The 15,691-nt window shown below is 41.7% G+C and carries 18 protein-coding genes; 5 read left to right on the top strand and 13 right to left on the bottom strand.

What is annotated here, in order from left to right; genetic code table 11:
* The 3 genes from QMF79_RS00535 to QMF79_RS00525 form a co-directional block, all read left to right on the top strand.
* Positions 1-389 (top strand): redoxin family protein (locus QMF79_RS00535; protein ID WP_281772340.1); only part of this gene is annotated, 389 nt, incomplete at its 5' end.
* Positions 390-612: 223 nt separating this feature from the next.
* Positions 613-1,044 (top strand): PAS domain-containing protein, encoded by a 432-nt coding sequence (locus QMF79_RS00530; RefSeq protein ID WP_005707115.1) that lies wholly within the window; start codon positions 613-615, stop codon positions 1,042-1,044.
* 67 nt (positions 1,045-1,111) lie between these two features.
* Positions 1,112-2,665: a diflavin oxidoreductase gene (locus QMF79_RS00525; RefSeq protein ID WP_281772339.1), complete on the top strand. Its 1,554-nt coding sequence runs from the start codon at positions 1,112-1,114 to the stop codon at positions 2,663-2,665.
* A gap of 67 nt (positions 2,666-2,732) precedes the next feature.
* On the opposite strand, the gene QMF79_RS00520 is transcribed toward QMF79_RS00525, so the two are convergent.
* The 4 genes from QMF79_RS00520 to dnaA form a co-directional block, all read right to left on the bottom strand.
* Positions 2,733-3,170, bottom strand: a complete 438-nt coding sequence (locus tag QMF79_RS00520; protein WP_281772338.1) for a methyltransferase family protein — start codon at positions 3,168-3,170, stop codon at positions 2,733-2,735.
* Positions 3,167-4,249, bottom strand: a complete 1,083-nt coding sequence (recF, locus tag QMF79_RS00515; protein ID WP_281772337.1) for a DNA replication/repair protein RecF — start codon at positions 4,247-4,249, stop codon at positions 3,167-3,169. Before recF ends, QMF79_RS00520 begins: the two co-directional genes overlap by 4 nt.
* Before the next feature lie 136 nt (positions 4,250-4,385).
* Complete coding sequence (gene dnaN, locus QMF79_RS00510) at positions 4,386-5,489, bottom strand: DNA polymerase III subunit beta (RefSeq protein ID WP_281772336.1); 1,104 nt, start codon at positions 5,487-5,489, stop codon at positions 4,386-4,388.
* 21 nt (positions 5,490-5,510) lie between these two features.
* Complete coding sequence (gene dnaA, locus QMF79_RS00505) at positions 5,511-6,842, bottom strand: chromosomal replication initiator protein DnaA (protein WP_281772335.1); 1,332 nt, start codon at positions 6,840-6,842, stop codon at positions 5,511-5,513.
* Positions 6,843-7,007: 165 nt separating this feature from the next.
* On the opposite strand from dnaA, the gene prfA reads away from it, so the two are divergent.
* Positions 7,008-8,090: a peptide chain release factor 1 gene (prfA, locus tag QMF79_RS00500; protein ID WP_005707125.1), complete on the top strand. Its 1,083-nt coding sequence runs from the start codon at positions 7,008-7,010 to the stop codon at positions 8,088-8,090.
* Positions 8,091-8,136: 46 nt separating this feature from the next.
* Positions 8,137-8,712, top strand: coding sequence for a hypothetical protein (locus tag QMF79_RS00495; protein ID WP_281772334.1), 576 nt, complete (start codon positions 8,137-8,139; stop codon positions 8,710-8,712).
* Between the two features lie 322 nt (positions 8,713-9,034).
* Here the strand turns inward: QMF79_RS00495 and QMF79_RS00490 are convergent, their stop codons facing one another.
* The 9 genes from QMF79_RS00490 to QMF79_RS00450 all read right to left on the bottom strand — a co-directional run bounded on the left by QMF79_RS00490 (position 9,035) and on the right by QMF79_RS00450 (position 15,599).
* On the bottom strand, positions 9,035-10,981 hold the full coding sequence (locus QMF79_RS00490) for a heme lyase CcmF/NrfE family subunit (RefSeq protein ID WP_281772333.1): 1,947 nt from the start codon (positions 10,979-10,981) through the stop codon (positions 9,035-9,037).
* Positions 10,978-11,523 carry a cytochrome c maturation protein CcmE gene (ccmE, locus tag QMF79_RS00485; protein ID WP_281772332.1) on the bottom strand — a complete coding sequence of 182 codons (546 nt, stop codon included), beginning with the start codon at positions 11,521-11,523 and terminating at the stop codon, positions 10,978-10,980. The genes QMF79_RS00490 and ccmE overlap by 4 nt, the downstream gene beginning before the upstream one ends.
* Positions 11,524-11,638: 115 nt before the next feature.
* Positions 11,639-11,833, bottom strand: a complete 195-nt coding sequence (ccmD, locus tag QMF79_RS00480) for a heme exporter protein CcmD (RefSeq protein WP_281772331.1) — start codon at positions 11,831-11,833, stop codon at positions 11,639-11,641.
* A gap of 11 nt (positions 11,834-11,844) precedes the next feature.
* Complete coding sequence (locus QMF79_RS00475; RefSeq protein ID WP_281772330.1) at positions 11,845-12,585, bottom strand: heme ABC transporter permease; 741 nt, start codon at positions 12,583-12,585, stop codon at positions 11,845-11,847.
* 47 nt (positions 12,586-12,632) lie between these two features.
* Entirely contained in the window at positions 12,633-13,295 is a 663-nt protein-coding gene (ccmB, locus tag QMF79_RS00470) for a heme exporter protein CcmB (RefSeq protein ID WP_111354079.1), read from the bottom strand.
* Positions 13,292-13,918 (bottom strand): cytochrome c biogenesis heme-transporting ATPase CcmA, encoded by a 627-nt coding sequence (gene ccmA, locus QMF79_RS00465; protein ID WP_281772329.1) that lies wholly within the window; start codon positions 13,916-13,918, stop codon positions 13,292-13,294. The genes ccmB and ccmA overlap by 4 nt, the downstream gene beginning before the upstream one ends.
* Before the next feature lie 121 nt (positions 13,919-14,039).
* Entirely contained in the window at positions 14,040-14,756 is a 717-nt protein-coding gene (hda, locus tag QMF79_RS00460; RefSeq protein WP_281772341.1) for a DnaA regulatory inactivator Hda, read from the bottom strand.
* A gap of 105 nt (positions 14,757-14,861) precedes the next feature.
* Complete coding sequence (locus QMF79_RS00455; protein ID WP_281772328.1) at positions 14,862-15,362, bottom strand: hypothetical protein; 501 nt, start codon at positions 15,360-15,362, stop codon at positions 14,862-14,864.
* 9 nt (positions 15,363-15,371) lie between these two features.
* Positions 15,372-15,599, bottom strand: a complete 228-nt coding sequence (locus tag QMF79_RS00450; RefSeq protein WP_281772327.1) for a hypothetical protein — start codon at positions 15,597-15,599, stop codon at positions 15,372-15,374.
* Between the last annotated feature and the right edge of the window lie 92 nt (positions 15,600-15,691).

Genomic DNA, 15,691 nt, shown 5'->3' with positions numbered 1-15,691 from the left:
AAGATTTAAACAATCAGCCAGTTACTTTAAGCCAATATAAAGGCAAACCTGTGTACGTAAAAATGTGGGCATCTTGGTGTCCGATTTGTTTGGCTGGATTAGCTGAAATTGATGATTTAAGTGCGGAAAAAGATCGCAATTTTGAAGTAATTACCATCGTTTCGCCCGATCACAAAGGCGAAAAAGCCACTGCTGATTTTATTGAGTGGTACAAAGGATTGGAATATAAAAATATTAAAGTCTTGTTAGATGAAAAGGGTGAAATCATTGAACAAGCACATGTTCGAGGTTATCCGTTTAATCTATTTTTAGATAGCGATTTAAACCTGAAAAAAACCGTACCAGGACATTTAGGAGCTGAACAAATCCGAATGTTTGCTGAAAAATAATGATCGCAAGCGGCTTATTTTTAAGCCGCTTTTACAATGGAAGAACATTCGTGCCTTTCAAGCGTGTTTGAAGAGTAAGATTTGATAAAAAGCAAAGAATAGTTTAACTTTTTTCTCAGTTATTTACTTTACTAAAATAATCAGGTATTTTATTGTAGCCTTCTCACAGAGAAGGTGTGATTTTAATTTCATTCCATGATAATCAGACCAACGGAGTTTAACTATGGCTGAACAAATCGTCCCTTCTAATGATGTTATTCTTAAAGCAGTGCAAGACACTTTAGTGATTTCAACTACCGATTTACAAGGCGTGATCACTTACGCAAACGATCTTTTCTGCAAATTAACAGGCTATTCTCGCGAAGAATTAATCGGTCAACCACACAACCTTGTGCGCCACCCTTCTGTGTCAAAAGAAGTGTACAAAGATATGTGGGATACTATCCAAGCAGGTAAAATTTGGACAGGTATCGTGCCAAACGTAGGTAAAGGTGGTGTGGTTTATGTGGTAGATACCACCGTTCAGCCAATTTTTGACGAAGCGGGCAACATCACCAGCTACATCAGTGTGCGTCGTGTAATCAACGATTTAATGCAAAACTTCGATGCCGTAGAATTATCAAAAGAAGTATTCGACGACTACTACGATAAATAATCAACAATTCTCTTTTCGGGCGTGCTTTGGCACGCCTTTTCTTTCTTGATATATGAAAGGAACTGCTATGTCTCAACCCATTTCTCATATTCATATCGCCTACGGTTCTGAATCGGGCAATACCGAAGCACTTGCCAAGCAACTCTATCAGCTTGATTGGCTACAAGCCCACCAACCTAGCCTTTGTACCCTAAATGAACTAGATTTTTCTTGCCTACAAGCGGACGATTTATTGCTGATTTTAACCAGCTCGTTCGGTGATGGCGAACCACCAGCCAATGCCGATGAATTTGCAAATTCTTTGGAAAAGTTGACCACTTTCCCATGCCGTTATGCCCTATTCGGTTTGGGCGATACCAGCTATGATAAATTCTGCGGTTTCAGCCAACAAATCGAAGCCTTACTAAATCAAAAACAAGCGAAAGCCCTGATTGCTCGTGTAGATGCGGATCTCAACTATCAAGCTATCTTCAAACAATGGCTGCCGCTCTTGCAACAAGTTCTACAAACACCCGCAAACGAAACGTTATCCCACGATCTTTCCGTGAAAGTTTATAACGAAAAAACTGTGTACGAAGCAGAAGTGTTGGAAATCAAACACTTGGCACAATCTGAACCTGCCGTTTATCACTTACGTTTATCACTACAAAACAGCGGAATTTTCTACCAAGCGGGCGATTTAGTTTATGTGCAAGTCAGCCAACCTGATGAGGCATTAGCCCTTTATGAAAACTGGTTTGAGCAATCAGCAGAAGCCTTACGCAACAAGGAATTACGCCTATTAAGCAAAAATGTATTGCGTGATTTAAATAAAATTTTAGATAACGCTGAGCTGAAAAACCTGCTCAAAATTTCCAATAAAAAAGCGTTGGAAACCTATTTATATGGGCGTGATTTACTCGATGTTTTACGTGATTTTGATGCAGAAAAACGCATTTCGCTACAAGATCTTGCAGAATGCTTACCAAATTTAACCGCTCGTGCCTATTCCATCAGCTCTTGTGGTAAAACGCACCCTGAATATGTCGATCTCTGCGTGCGTCATGTTCATTACCAGCTCAATGAACGTAGTTACCAAGGCACAGCAAGCGATCAGCTTGCGTACCTCAAAGAAGGGCAAAGATTACCGATTTTCATCAAATCGAACGCAACATTCCACTTACCTGAAAATCTCAACGTGCCTCTTGTGATGATTGGATCGGGTGCAGGCATTGCACCACATATAGGTTTCTTAGATTATTTAGCACAACAACCGAATAAAGTAGAGAGCTACCTCTTCTTTGGTGAACGCCATCAAGCCAAAGATTTTCTTTATGAAGAACAGCTCAACGCCTATCAAACACAAGGCATTCTCACCACACTTTTCACTGCCTTTTCACGCGATCAAGCAGTCAAATTTTATGTGCAAGATGCAATGTATGAGCAAGACGAATTGCTTTGGAAATTGATTCAGCAAGGGGCATATTTCTACATCTGCGGCAGCAAATCAATGAGTAAAGCAGTAGATGAAGTACTATTGGAGATCGCAGATAAAATTGGTGGGCAGCCTTTCGTGGACGACTTCAATAACATCATCGCCACGCTCATTGCCGAAGGGAGATTGATGAGAGATGTGTATTAATTTCAAAAATTGAACAAAGAAATGGCTGAAGAAATCTTCAGCCATTTTTCTATGTAAAATTCGATTACTACACCCAACGTCTTACCGATTTTTTATATACCAAATATTCCTCGCCAAATTTTTGTTCTAACATCTGTTCTTCCGGCTGAATTTGTAAATAATTGATGCTCCAGATAAATAACGGAATTACCAATAAAGCGGTGGCATTTTCAAGATAAATTGCAAATGCGACAAGAAAAATGGCGAGGCTGAGATACATCGGATTACGGCTAAAGCGATAGATACCCGTTTGAACAATATGACTGGTTTGATTTGGATGAAGCGGGCTGATGGTCGTTTTAGCAAGGCGGAATGAGATAACGCTTGCTATGCCAATGATGCCACTTAATCCAACCAACATCACAACCAACCACGTTGCCTTTGGAAAGGCAAGGATGGTCGGCAAGCAATACATTATCGCCATGCAAATTAGGCAGATAACAGGCGGTGGAATTTTGGTTTTCATTTGCAAATTTTTCCTTGTTGAATTTCAAATAGTTGGTCTTGCGAATTTTTCTGCCATTGCATCTGGTTTAATTGCTCTTGGGTAATGGCGGTAACGAATACTTGCGATTGACTTTCACACAGACGTTGGGAAAGCAATTCACGTTTGACAGGGTCGAGCTCTGAGGCAAAATCGTCAATCAAGAAAATACAAGGCTTCTCTTTCTGAGCGATTAAATATTCGCCTTGAGCTAATCGCAAAGCACACATTAAGAGCTTTAACTGCCCACGAGAAAGCACATCTTCCACAGGCAAACCGTTGGCTCGGAAGCGGAAATCCGCTTTTTGTGCACCTAACATTGTGTAGCCTAATGAGCAGTCTCGCTCAAAGCCTTGTTGTAAGATCTCCGCATAATCTGTCCCTTTTTCCCAACCTTGATAAAAGCCGACCGAAATCTCCAATTCAGGTAAGAAAAAAGCACAATGACGGGCAATTTCAGACGTGATAGCGGCAGCATATTCGGCACGCATAGCGGTCACATTTTGAGCGGTTTTTACCAATTCAATATCCCAATGTTTCAACTCGTTGTAGTTTCGGACTTGCTGTAATGCGGCATTACGTTGTTTCAACAAGCGTTTAAGATTGACCCATTGTGGATAAAAATCACTCTGTTGATGGAATAAGCCCCAATCTAAAAAAGCACGGCGATAGCTCGGTCCGCCATTGAGCAACGTTAATCCTTCAGGCGTGATCACTTGCATTGGTAAAAGATGGGCAAGATCAGCAATTTTATTGCCATCTTCACCATTGATTTTAAGCGTGGTATTGCCCGAACGCTGTTTTTGTAGCCCAACCGTCCAGCTATGTTTTTCCTCATCAATTTTACCGTGCAAGACAAAATTTTCTGCCTCGTAATTGATTACACGGTTGCTGATATGACTTTTAAACGAACGACCGTGCCCGAGGTAGAAAATGGCTTCAAGCAGGCTAGTTTTGCCACTGCCGTTGTGTCCGACAATAAAGTTGAAATTCGGGCTGAGATCAAGCTCAGCTGAGGAAATGTTACGGAAATTTTGAATGATAAGGCGAGATAGGGGCATAGAAAGTTCTGATGATTAAAAGGATGATTAACATCACTTTCGTAGGGGAGGGGTTATCCCGTCCCAATTAAAGAATATTGGGCGGGGATAAACCCCGCCCCTACGCAAAGAGCAATGTTGCTGCTAGGATAAACAACTACAACCTCATTGGCATAATCACATATTCTGCAGTGTTATTATCACAATCTTCAATTAAACAACTTGAGCTTGCATCAACGAGACTAAAACGCACACGTTCGCATTTGAGAGTGTTGAGTACATCTAATACGTAGCTTACGTTAAAGCCAACTTCCATTGCTAAACTTTGATAATGTACATCAATAATTTCTTCTGCCTCTTCTTGTTCTGGATTGTTGGCAGTAATTTTGAGTACATCTTGTTCAAGTGTTAAACGCACGCCACGGAATTTTTCGTTTGATAAAATCGCTGCACGCATTAAAGCTCGACGAAGCACTTCAGTATCCGCTTCTAAAATACGATCTGCATTACGAGGTAAAACTCTGCGGTAATCTGGGAAACGTCCATCAATCAATTTTGACGTAAACACTACGTCATTCATCGTTACACGAATATTGCTTGAGCCAATCTCTAAACGCACGATTTCGTTGCTTACGCTTAACAAGCGGGAGAGTTCTAACACTGCTTTACGAGGCACGATTACAGAGTGCGAAACAAGCTCTTGCGTGAGTGGCATTGTGCAGACCGCAAGGCGATGCCCATCGGTTGCAACTGCGCGCAATAAATTGCCTTCGGTTTCGAATTTCATTCCATTTAAGAAATAACGAGCATCTTGGTTCGCCATTGAGAATTGGGTGGCATCAATTAAACGAGCAAAAGTGGCTTGTTCAAGGCTGAAATCCACTTCTGGCGTCCAATCCATTAAATTTGGATACTCGCTTGCAGGTAAAGTCGCTAAACTAAATTTACTGCGACCTGCTTTAACTATAGCTTTATCCTCCTCGAACTGCACCGAAATGAGGCTATCTTCAGGCAAACTCTTCGAAATATCCAAGAATTTCTTGGCAGGAATGGTAAATTTTCCTGAAAAATCGACCGCTTGAGCCAGTTGAGCTTCGGTGCTTAATTCCACCTCTAAATCGGTTCCTGTAAGAGAAAGGCGATCGCCTTCCACTTCAAGCAAAATGTTGTTGATAATAGGCAACGTTGGACGGCTTGCAAGTACACCGCACACTTGTTGCAAGGGTTTGAGTAACTGTTCTCTGGTAATCGTAAATAACATAACCGTTCCTAATCGTCGTTTTTATGATGATAATTTGCGTGTTAAAAGAGTGTAATCTTCTTGGATACTGGTATCAGTATCACGTAATTCTGCAATGGTTTTGCAAGCGTGCATCACGGTAGTGTGATCGCGTCCGCCGAACTCTCGCCCAATTTCAGGCAAGCTGTGATTGGTCAGCTCTTTTGCCAATGCCATCGCAATTTGGCGCGGGCGAGCAATGGTGCGCGTGCGGCTTTTCGATTTAATATCCGCCAATTTAATGTTGTAATGATCCGCCACCACGCGCTGAATATTTTCGATCGTAATCAGCTGTTCATAAGCGGCAAAACGGTCGCGTAATACTTCACGTGCCATATCAATCGTAATTGGGCGGTGAGTTACCGTCTGCCACGCAATAACAGAGTTTAACGCCCCTTCGAGTTCACGCACGTGAGTACGTAATTTTTGTCCGATCAAATAGGCTACATCTTCTAACAATTCCACGCCTCGTTCTTCCGCTTTTTTACGCAAAATCGCCACGCGGGTTTCTAATTCTGGCGGTTCGATCGTGGAGCTAATCCCACAACTAAGACGCGATTTTATCAGCGGATCAATACCTTCAATATTTTTCGGGTAAACGTTGGAGGTCAAGATCACTTGCTTACCTTGATCAAATAAGGTGTTTAACAAGTGTAAAAATTCCTCTTGTACCTTCGGCTTATCCGCCAAAAACTGAATATCATCGATCATCAATACATCCAATGAGCGGTAGAATTTTTTGAGTTTATCCGCTTCTTGGCTGTTAGTGTTGATCGCTTTCAAAATATCACGATAAAAACGTTCCGAATGAATATAAAGAATACGTAGATTTGGTGTTTTTTTGAGCAATGCATTGCCAATCGCATGCAAAAGGTGAGTTTTCCCCAAGCCCGTATTAGCGTAAAGAGACAACGGGTTGCAATAACTCTGCCCCAGCTCGTTTACTACCTGTTGTGATACCGCTTTGGCAAGCTGGTTTGAGCGACCTTGTACAAAGTTATCGAAGTGCTGACCTGGGTTAATTCCCGTTTTAAATGTACCCGTAGCAGGATCTTGCTGAGCATTCTGTGTTGCTTCCACGCGTTTTTCATTCGGGCGAATCCCCACGCGAGTGCTGACGATCAACGCCTCATTTTTAGACAAAAAACGGGCAAGATCAATGATCTCATTCAAGAAATTATCTTTTACCCATTTCTCAACAAACTGATTTTGAGCATAAAGCGTTAATTCTCCATCGCTAAAACTCGCCTGTAACGGGCGTAGCCAAGTGCTGTAGTCCGTAGACGATACTTTTGATTGTAAATGATTAAGGCAATCTGCCCAAAGAGAAGACACGATTTACTCCCAAAACTTGTGAAAAAGGTTGTCTATAATACCTTAAAATCTTGTGGAAATCTTGCAAATTTTTCAGAAAAAATTACCGCTTGTTTTTCTTCAAGCAATTTGCGGAAATTTCCGCTATAATTCGCCTCATTTACATCCATTACATAAAAGAAAACAATGAAAGAATCGATCATTAGCAAGTTAGAAAGTTTAAGTGAACGCCACGAAGAGTTACAGGCATTGTTAGGCGATGCCTCGGTAATCTCAGATCAAGACAAATTCCGTGCTTATTCTAAAGAATATTCTCAATTAGAAGAGGTGGTTAGCACCTTCAATCGCTGGAAAAAGCTCAACAACGACATTGAAGATGCACAAATCCTCTTAGACGATCCTGATATGAAAGAAATTGCCGAAGAAGAGATCGCAGAAAACAAAGCCGAAATTGAGCAACTTGAGCAACACTTGCAAATTCTCTTACTGCCGAAAGATCCGAACGATGAATACAACGCCTTCTTAGAAATCCGTGCGGGAACGGGCGGTGATGAAGCGGGTATTTTCGCAGGCGATTTATATCGTATGTACAGCCGTTATTGCGAAAGTAAACGCTGGCGTATCGAAGAGCTTTCTGCCAATGAAAGCGAACAGGGCGGATACAAAGAGATCATCGTGAAAATTTCAGGTGAAGGCGTGTATGGTCAGCTTAAATTTGAATCAGGTGGTCACCGCGTACAACGCGTACCAAAAACCGAATCGCAAGGGCGTATTCACACCTCAGCTTGTACCGTAGCGGTAATGCCAGAATTACCAGAATCGGAAATGCCAGAAATCAACCCAGCGGATTTGCGTATTGATACTTACCGTTCATCAGGTGCGGGGGGTCAGCACGTTAATACCACCGACTCAGCGGTACGTATTACCCACCTTCCAACAGGGATTGTAGTAGAATGCCAAGACGAGCGTTCACAGCATAAAAATAAAGCGAAAGCGTTGGCAGTATTGGCTTCACGCATTGTGCAAGTTGAACAAGAACGTCAAGCAGCTGAGCAGGCGGATACACGTCGTAACTTACTTGGTTCAGGCGACCGTTCGGATAAAATCCGTACTTACAACTACCCGCAAGGTCGTGTAACGGATCACCGCATCAACCTTACTGTTTACCGCTTAGATGAAGTGATGAACGGTAAAATTGATGAGTTGATTCAACCAATCATTACCGAATATCAAGCGGACCAATTAGCTGCGTTATCTGAAAATGCATAATAAATTTGCCCTCATTTCGAGGGCATAAAATTTTAAGGAAATCAAAATGTTAAAACATTTATCGATCATCTTTTCGTTTTTTTTGACCGCTTGTACAAACTCTATTTTCACTTCAAACACTAACTCATCACAACATCAAAACTCATCATCAACCCAATACCCAACACAATCATCTTCTGTGGAACGAAATTATTTTGTAGGTCTCTGGGCCTGTGAAATGAATGGGGGCAATATCGGATCATCGAATACCGTGCAACTTGCTCAAGATGGCTATGTTTCTTATCTTGGTACATTTACTATTCCCAAAGAAGATCCATTATTTCAATATCAGCTAGAGCGTATTGGTACTTGGGCTTTTGCTAGCGACATATTGACCTATCAATTTAACAAAAGCAGTTTCACCCGAGCACATACTTTTGAGATGTTGAAGAAAATTAAAACAGATAAAAATCTGAATGCAGAAGAGAATACGACTTTTGATGGACTTTCTGCTCAAATGAATAATTCAAGCAACAGACCTGTTTCTCTTGAGGTGAGTAATTTTACTGATCAAAGTTTTGTAATTACGCAAAAATTACCTGAAATAACAAGAACTGGAATTTGCCAAAGAATCGTAAAATAGAAATGTAATATGCTTAACGCCTCAGTAACAGGGCGTTAAGCATATCTTGTATAAAATCAGATAAATCCTACTATCTATTCAAACAGATTCCGATCTATCTCTTCCATTTGCTGAATCAGCTTGCTGGTAGACTTGCAACCCATTTGCAAATTTAAAAATTGTCATTAAATAAGACTTCCCTATTTACCAATCTTCTGGAAAATCTTACCGCTTTTTATCATAGATATATCCATATGTCCCTCATCTTTTTTCTGCAAAATCTTCCTTCCCCCTCTTTAGCAAAGAGGGGAGGAGAAATTTGACAGGAGTGATTTACGGAAAATTATTTCTCTTCCTCCACCCGAATCCGATAACGTTTATCTAGCATACAGAGCAAGCCACCCAATGCCATAAATACACCACCAAGCCAAATCCAGCGAATGAATGGTTTGTAGTAAAGGCGTAAGCCCCAAGATCCGTCGTCAATTTGTTCGCCTAATGCCGCATATAAATCACGGGTGAAGCCCCAGTCGATCGCCGCTTCGGTCATCCCCATTTTACTGACGTTGTAAAACCGTTTTTCTGCGTGAAGCGTAGCTTCTGGTTTGCCGTTGCGGGTGATTTCAATATCTGCCGTACCACCTTGGTAGTTCGCACCATCGGTGATTTTCAAACCTTTAAAGGTGAAGTTGTAATCCAAAATCTGCACACTATCGCCTTCACGCATTCGCACATCTTTTTCGATGCTGAAATTATGGCTCATCGCAATGCCAAACACGGTCATCGCCACACCTAAGTGAGCGAATACCATTCCCCAGTGAGAACGAGAAAGTTTGAATATGCCCGTCAAAAATGAATGACGATGTGTGGCACGAGTGTGCATTTCATATAGGCTAAGAATAACGATAATCGCCGACATCATCACGCCCATTACCGATGTAGCAGTAATGCGGTTGCCCACCAAATAAGGCAAACCAAAGCCAAGAGCAATCATCATCACTAGCGAAATCATCACAGGCGTGCGGATTGCCGAGATTTGATCACGTCGCCATTTTACCAACGGCCCAATGCCTAAAATAAAGGCGAACGGCACCATTAAAATCAGGAACATCTGGTTAAAAAACGGTGCACCGATAGAGACAGAGCCCAAGCCGATTTGCTTGTGAATGAGCGGTAAAATCGTGCCTAAAAAGACCACCGATAAAAACGCCATCAACATCACGTTATTCAATAACAACAAGCTTTCACGTGAATAACGTTGGTAGTTGTCCAAACTTTTGATTTTCGTCCCTTGGAACGCATAAAGCAGTAGCGAGCCGCCAATCACAAACACCAAATACGCCAAAATGTACAAACCGCGAGTTGGATCAGAAGCAAAGGCGTGAACCGACACCAGAATACCAGAACGTACCAAGAATGTACCAAGTAAGCAGAGCGAGAAAGCCAGAATGGCAAGCAATACCGTCCACGCTTTGAAGGTACTGCGTTTTTCAGTTACCGCTAAGGAGTGAATCAGTGCCGTTCCTGCCAACCAAGGCATTAAGGACGCATTTTCCACAGGATCCCAGAACCACCAGCCGCCCCAGCCGAGTTCGTAATACGCCCACCAAGAGCCAAGTACAATACCAAGTGTCAAGAAAACCCACGCTGCCATTGTCCACGGGCGAGACCATCTTGCCCACGCGGTGTCGAGTTTGCCCGTCATCAATGAGGCAATCGCAAAAGCGAAAGCGACAGAAAATCCTACATATCCCATATAAAGCAGTGGAGGGTGGAAAATCAAGCCAACATCTTGCAACATCGGGTTAAGTTCACGACCATCGGCAGGGAAATCGGGGAAGGTACGGTTAAATGGGTTCGAGCTGAAAATAATGAACACCATAAAGCCAATGCTGATTAAGCCCATCACGCTCAACACGCGCGCCACGGCCTCCTCTGGCATTTTACGGGTAAAGGTCGCCACGCCTACCGCCCAGAGTGCCAGTAACCAAATCCACAATAACAATGAACCTTCGTGCGAACCCCATACTGCCGATAAACGATATTGCAGTGGCAAGGTTGAGTTCGAGTTATTCACGACATATTGCACGCTAAAATCATTCACAGCGAATAAGTAGAACAACGAACCAAACGAAAGCGACAACGCCAAGAACATCGCCCAAGTGAGTGGGCGACCAAGGCTCATTAGCTTCGCATTGCCTTTTTCAGCTCCAACAAGCGGTAGAATTGCCAAGAAAATTGACAAAGCGAGTGCCAAGGCTAAGCCATAATTGCCGAGTTCCGCAATCATTTGCTTTCTCCTTGTAAGGTTTTCAGCGTGCGTTCAATTTCGGCTTTATCGTGTTCTGATTCACCTTTTAAATCCGCTTCTGAAATTCCCATCGCACCATGTTGTTGCTTCATTTTATCGCCCAACTCAGGTGGCATATAGTTTTCATCGTGTTTCGCCAACACCTCTGTCGCACGCAAACGGGTTGGTTCAACCAACACTCCTTGTGCCACAATGCCTTGCCCTTCACGGAATAAATCAGGCAAAATGCCTTCATATTCAATTGTAATAGCAGGGCCGATGTCGTTCACATCAAATTCGACTTTAAGCGTTTTCGGATCGCGTTTTACCGTGCCTTCCATCACCATTCCACCTACGCGAATGCGCTGCCCCACTTCTGGTTTTTGGTTTGGATCATCATTTTTGCCTTGCACGATTTCAGAAGGCGTATAGAACAGGTCGATGTTTTGGCTCAATGCGTAAAGCGTTAAACCAATTGCCACGCCCACGCCCGCAAGCACCGATAACACGACTTTTAATCGAGATTTACGTCTTGGATTCATTTTATTCCCACACAAAAATTAAAATTAATTGAAATTCTGACGTAGGGACGGGGTTTATCCCCGTCCGATATCGCTATCTTCAACGGGAGGGGATAACCCCCTCCCCTACAAAATATTATTTATTCGCTTGAGCCTCTCGCGCTAACTCTTTTTTCACTTGAGCAACAATCTGCTTTTGCTCACGCTTTGATTGCCAAATCAGCCAGCCCATTGCCACAAACGATATGCCGTAAGAAAGCCACACATAGAAACCGTAGTTTCCCATTGCGAAGAAATCCGCAAGAGAGTCAAATTGAAATTGAAGTTGCATCATATTCTCCGTTACTTAAAGTTGCTCACTAAGGCTTTTACCCAAGGGCGCTTGCGTTCATCTTGTAATAATGCGATGCGATAACGCCAGATGCTGAACCAAGCGGTAAACAAAAGGCTGCCGAAAATCGCCAGCAATAGCGGAATCAACATTTCAGTTGCCATTGAAGGCTTGTCTAATTTCGTGATCGTTGCCCCCTGGTGCAAGGTGTTCCACCACTCTACTGAGAAGTGAATAATTGGTAAGTTAATCACCCCCACCACAGCGAGCACACCCGCCGCTTTCGCACCTGTTTGTTTATCTTGGAAAGCTGAATAGAGTGCCATTACACCGATATAGAGGAAGAAAAGCACAAGTGCAGAGGTTAAGCGAGCATCCCACACCCACCAAGTGCCCCACATTGGTTTCCCCCAGATTGCCCCTGTCACAAGCGAAATAAAGGCAAATACCAAGCCTATTGGTGCCATTGAAATCATCGCAAGATTTGCTTGACGAATTTGCCACACCAACGCAATTAAGCCTGCCAATGCCATTGAACCATACACGCCCATCGACCAAATCGCAGCGGGCACGTGAATAAAGATGATACGATAGCTGTCGCCCTGTTGGTAATCTTTTGGGGCGAAGGCTAAGCCTAAAACGAAGGCGATTGCCAGCAAGATCAGGCTTAAATAGCCAATCGCAGGCTGAATTTTCCCTAGCAAGCGATATTGCGTTTCAGGCTTAGCGTAGGGATGCAGAAATTTCCACATAGAAAAAGCTCCAAATTGGTAAAATGTCAATTAAATCATACCGCTTGCTATTGCAGGCTGATGCGTAATGCCCCAGCAATCGCAAAAGGCGAAAAAGTTAAAGTGATGGCTAAAATCGCCCCAATAATCGCAAGCTGACCACTGTAATTCATATTTAGCGTTGCTGCTTCAAGCACTGCTGCTGCAAAAATCAACACAGGTAAAAAGAGCGGTAAAATCAACAAGCTCAACAGCGTACCACCTTTTCGTAAACCAACGGTTAAAGCCACACCAATTGCCCCTAAACAGCTCAAAATTGGCGTACCTAATAACAGAGTGAGCACCAACGCCCACCACACATGAGTTTCAAGCGAGAGCAAAATCGCCGCAATAGGTGAAAGCAAAATCAGTGGTAATCCTGTCAGCAGCCAATGTGCTATGACTTTAGCAAGTGCCACTTGCGGTAAACCAACTGGCAACAACATCAATTGCTCTAATGAGCCATCTAAATAATCATCTCGGAAAAGGCGCTCAAACGAGAGCAATGCCGATAATAATGCAGCAACCCACGCAATGCCTGAAGCGATTTTTCCCAGAAGTTCAGGATTCGGCCCCATCAACAATGGGAAAAGCGTAATCACGATCAGAAAAAACCAGAGCGGATTCAGAATTTCAGCAGGCCGACGAAATGCGATAGTTAATTCTCGTTGAATAATGTTCAATAAAATCATAGTTTAAATTGATCCAAAGAAATCGCTTTTAAATGAGAATTTTCAACCGCTTGATGGCTAGTGAAAATCACCATTCCTCCATGTTGGCAATGTTGTTCAATATGAGCAATTAAATCGGCTACGCCTTTTTTATCAATCGCGGTGAACGGCTCATCTAAAACCCAAAGTTGCTGTTTAGTTAGCCACAATTTTGCCAATGCAACACGGCGTTGCTGCCCTGCAGAAAGATGCGAGCAAGGCAAATCTTCCCGCCCAACTAATACAACTTTTTCAAGAGCAAACCAAAGGGCTTCATCACTTAATGCTAAGCCCTGCACTTTTTGATAAAAACGCAAATTTTCCCACGGTGTCAATTCGGGTTTAATCCCTGCGTGATGCCCAAGATAAAACAGCTCACTATAATATTCTTCGCGACATTTTTGGATTTTTTGCTCATTCCAAAGTACTTCACCTTCAGCAGGAAGTGCCAAGCCCGCAAGAATGCGTAAAAGGCTTGTTTTACCAATGCCATTATGGCCTTCAATTTGCACCCAATCGCCTTGATTGAGCGTAAAAGAACAACCTTCAAACAGGCGATTTTCGCCACGTTCGCAAGCAATATTGTTAAGCGTAAGTTGGTTCATTTACATAACACGGATAGGGTATTAAAAGATAGACAAGTTTACCATAATCGATATGGTTAGCGTAAAAAACCAGCTACCTATTTAGAGTGATCAATTTGTTTTAAAACAAACTTATGTAAGTTTATAAGCTAAGCACTTCTTTTACAAAAGGCACTGTGAGTTTTCGTTGAGCTTGCAAAGAGGCTCTATCAAGAATATCTAGCTTTTTGAGCAACACAGTAAGATCATTTCCTATCCGTTTTAATAAGAAATTAGTGACCTCATCTGAAAGCTCCATACCTTTTTGATAAGCATTATTTTGTAACACGATGCGTTTTTGATCATCGCCCAAATCTGCAAGCTGATAGACTTCTCCCCAAATAAGTCGGGAATGTAAATCTGGCAGAGCGATTTTTAATTCGTATGGCGGACAGTTTGCACTAATCAACAACAAGGTTTTGTGTTCGCTACCAAATAATCCTTGCTGTTCGCGAATTTGATTGAAGAGATCGAAAATTGCCAGCTCCCACTCCTCATTACCTGTGATCGTTTGGAAATCATCTAAACATACCACATCCATTTGAGCAGCATTTTCCAGTACTTGAGGTGAAAAGTAGCGAGATTTATCCAGAGGAATATAACTTGCGGATTGCTGATTAAACAAGTATTGATTACTCACCGCTTTCAACAGATGACTTTTGCCACATCCCTCATTTCCCCAGATATAGAAAAACGGTTGTTGGACATCAATAAAATTTTGACGTAGGGAATCCAACAACACAGGGTTGTTTTCTGAATAGAAATTTTCAAATGTTTCATCATCATTTTGATGAATCGGGAGCGAGAGTTGTTGGTTAATGGTTTGATTGCCTTTTATTGGAATATTGTGCTAAGGATAGCGGAAAAGGGAAGATTTGGGAAGAGAAAGAAACCTCGTATTATGCAGATATACGAGGTTTGAATACTATTTATCAATACCTTTTAGTAAAGATAATAAAATAATTAAGATAATACAAATAAAAGATAATATTAATATAGAGGCATCAAGATACCCATCATAAGATAAATCTCTAAAGAAAGCCTCAACAGCCTCCCAATGATTTATCCTCGCCACTATCTCTATCGTAGGAGCTATCATTACCTTTATCAATATAATTAAAGCTGTAACTACAAATATATAAGAAATATTTCTATTCAATTTTAATGAATTTAAACGCTGCAATGAAAATATAGTCAAACAAACTGCAGGAGCTATTGTAGCACTTATTTCTACCCCAAAAAAAATGGCTTCAACACCATCAGATAGCATATTAAAGCTATGAAGCAGAATGGATATAAATAATAAGAAAAGTAAGATAGGAGCGATACTATATAGAATAAACTCCATACGTCCTATTTCTTTCTTTAAAGAAAAGAAATCTAACAGTTGTTTTTTTATATTCTCAAGACCCTGATTATTATTCATAATTTTTCCTTATTTAGCTTTAATATGTAAATCAACAGCATTAATTTCCCACTGATAAATAATTTGATAATCAGGGTTCTCTGCAATAATCCGTACCATAGATTTATCAATTGTTCTCTTTGTATAATGCAGTAAAACTCTAGCTTTTTGTTCTTTGACTGAAAGATGGGCTTCTTCTTTTAAAATCGCAATTTTAGATTGCACGACCCGATTCAATAATTCGTATGATGTTTCCACTCTAAACCTCTCTAAAGCTAAATTGTTTCTTAGTAGTATGTTTCCTTAGATATGTCAATATCTAAGGACTTCAGTATACTGAAGTGAAAATA

The organism is Pseudohaemophilus parahaemolyticus (genome assembly GCF_938021905.1).
GTDB classification, from domain to species: Bacteria; Pseudomonadota; Gammaproteobacteria; order Enterobacterales; family Pasteurellaceae; genus Haemophilus_A; species Haemophilus_A parahaemolyticus_B.
The sequence above is the reverse complement of the archived record's forward strand: the minus strand, read 5'-3'. Positions and strand labels throughout refer to the sequence as shown.

Bases quoted from the DNA above. Each gene is read 5' to 3' on its own strand.
- prfA (WP_005707125.1), top strand. From the start codon at position 7,008: ATGAAAGAATCGATCATTAGCAAGTTAGAAAGTTTAAGTGAACGCCAC.
- dnaN (WP_281772336.1), bottom strand. From the start codon at position 5,489: ATGTTATTTACGATTACCAGAGAACAGTTACTCAAACCCTTGCAACAA.
- ccmE (WP_281772332.1), bottom strand. From the start codon at position 11,523: ATGAATCCAAGACGTAAATCTCGATTAAAAGTCGTGTTATCGGTGCTT.
- QMF79_RS00490 (WP_281772333.1), bottom strand. From the start codon at position 10,981: ATGATTGCGGAACTCGGCAATTATGGCTTAGCCTTGGCACTCGCTTTG.
- QMF79_RS00495 (WP_281772334.1), top strand. From the start codon at position 8,137: ATGTTAAAACATTTATCGATCATCTTTTCGTTTTTTTTGACCGCTTGT.
- QMF79_RS00525 (WP_281772339.1), top strand. From the start codon at position 1,112: ATGTCTCAACCCATTTCTCATATTCATATCGCCTACGGTTCTGAATCG.
- QMF79_RS00475 (WP_281772330.1), bottom strand. From the start codon at position 12,585: ATGTGGAAATTTCTGCATCCCTACGCTAAGCCTGAAACGCAATATCGC.
- QMF79_RS00520 (WP_281772338.1), bottom strand. From the start codon at position 3,170: ATGAAAACCAAAATTCCACCGCCTGTTATCTGCCTAATTTGCATGGCG.
- ccmD (WP_281772331.1), bottom strand. From the start codon at position 11,833: ATGCAACTTCAATTTCAATTTGACTCTCTTGCGGATTTCTTCGCAATG.
- ccmA (WP_281772329.1), bottom strand. From the start codon at position 13,918: ATGAACCAACTTACGCTTAACAATATTGCTTGCGAACGTGGCGAAAAT.
- QMF79_RS00455 (WP_281772328.1), bottom strand. From the start codon at position 15,362: ATGAATAATAATCAGGGTCTTGAGAATATAAAAAAACAACTGTTAGAT.
- recF (WP_281772337.1), bottom strand. From the start codon at position 4,249: ATGCCCCTATCTCGCCTTATCATTCAAAATTTCCGTAACATTTCCTCA.
- QMF79_RS00530 (WP_005707115.1), top strand. From the start codon at position 613: ATGGCTGAACAAATCGTCCCTTCTAATGATGTTATTCTTAAAGCAGTG.
- ccmB (WP_111354079.1), bottom strand. From the start codon at position 13,295: ATGATTTTATTGAACATTATTCAACGAGAATTAACTATCGCATTTCGT.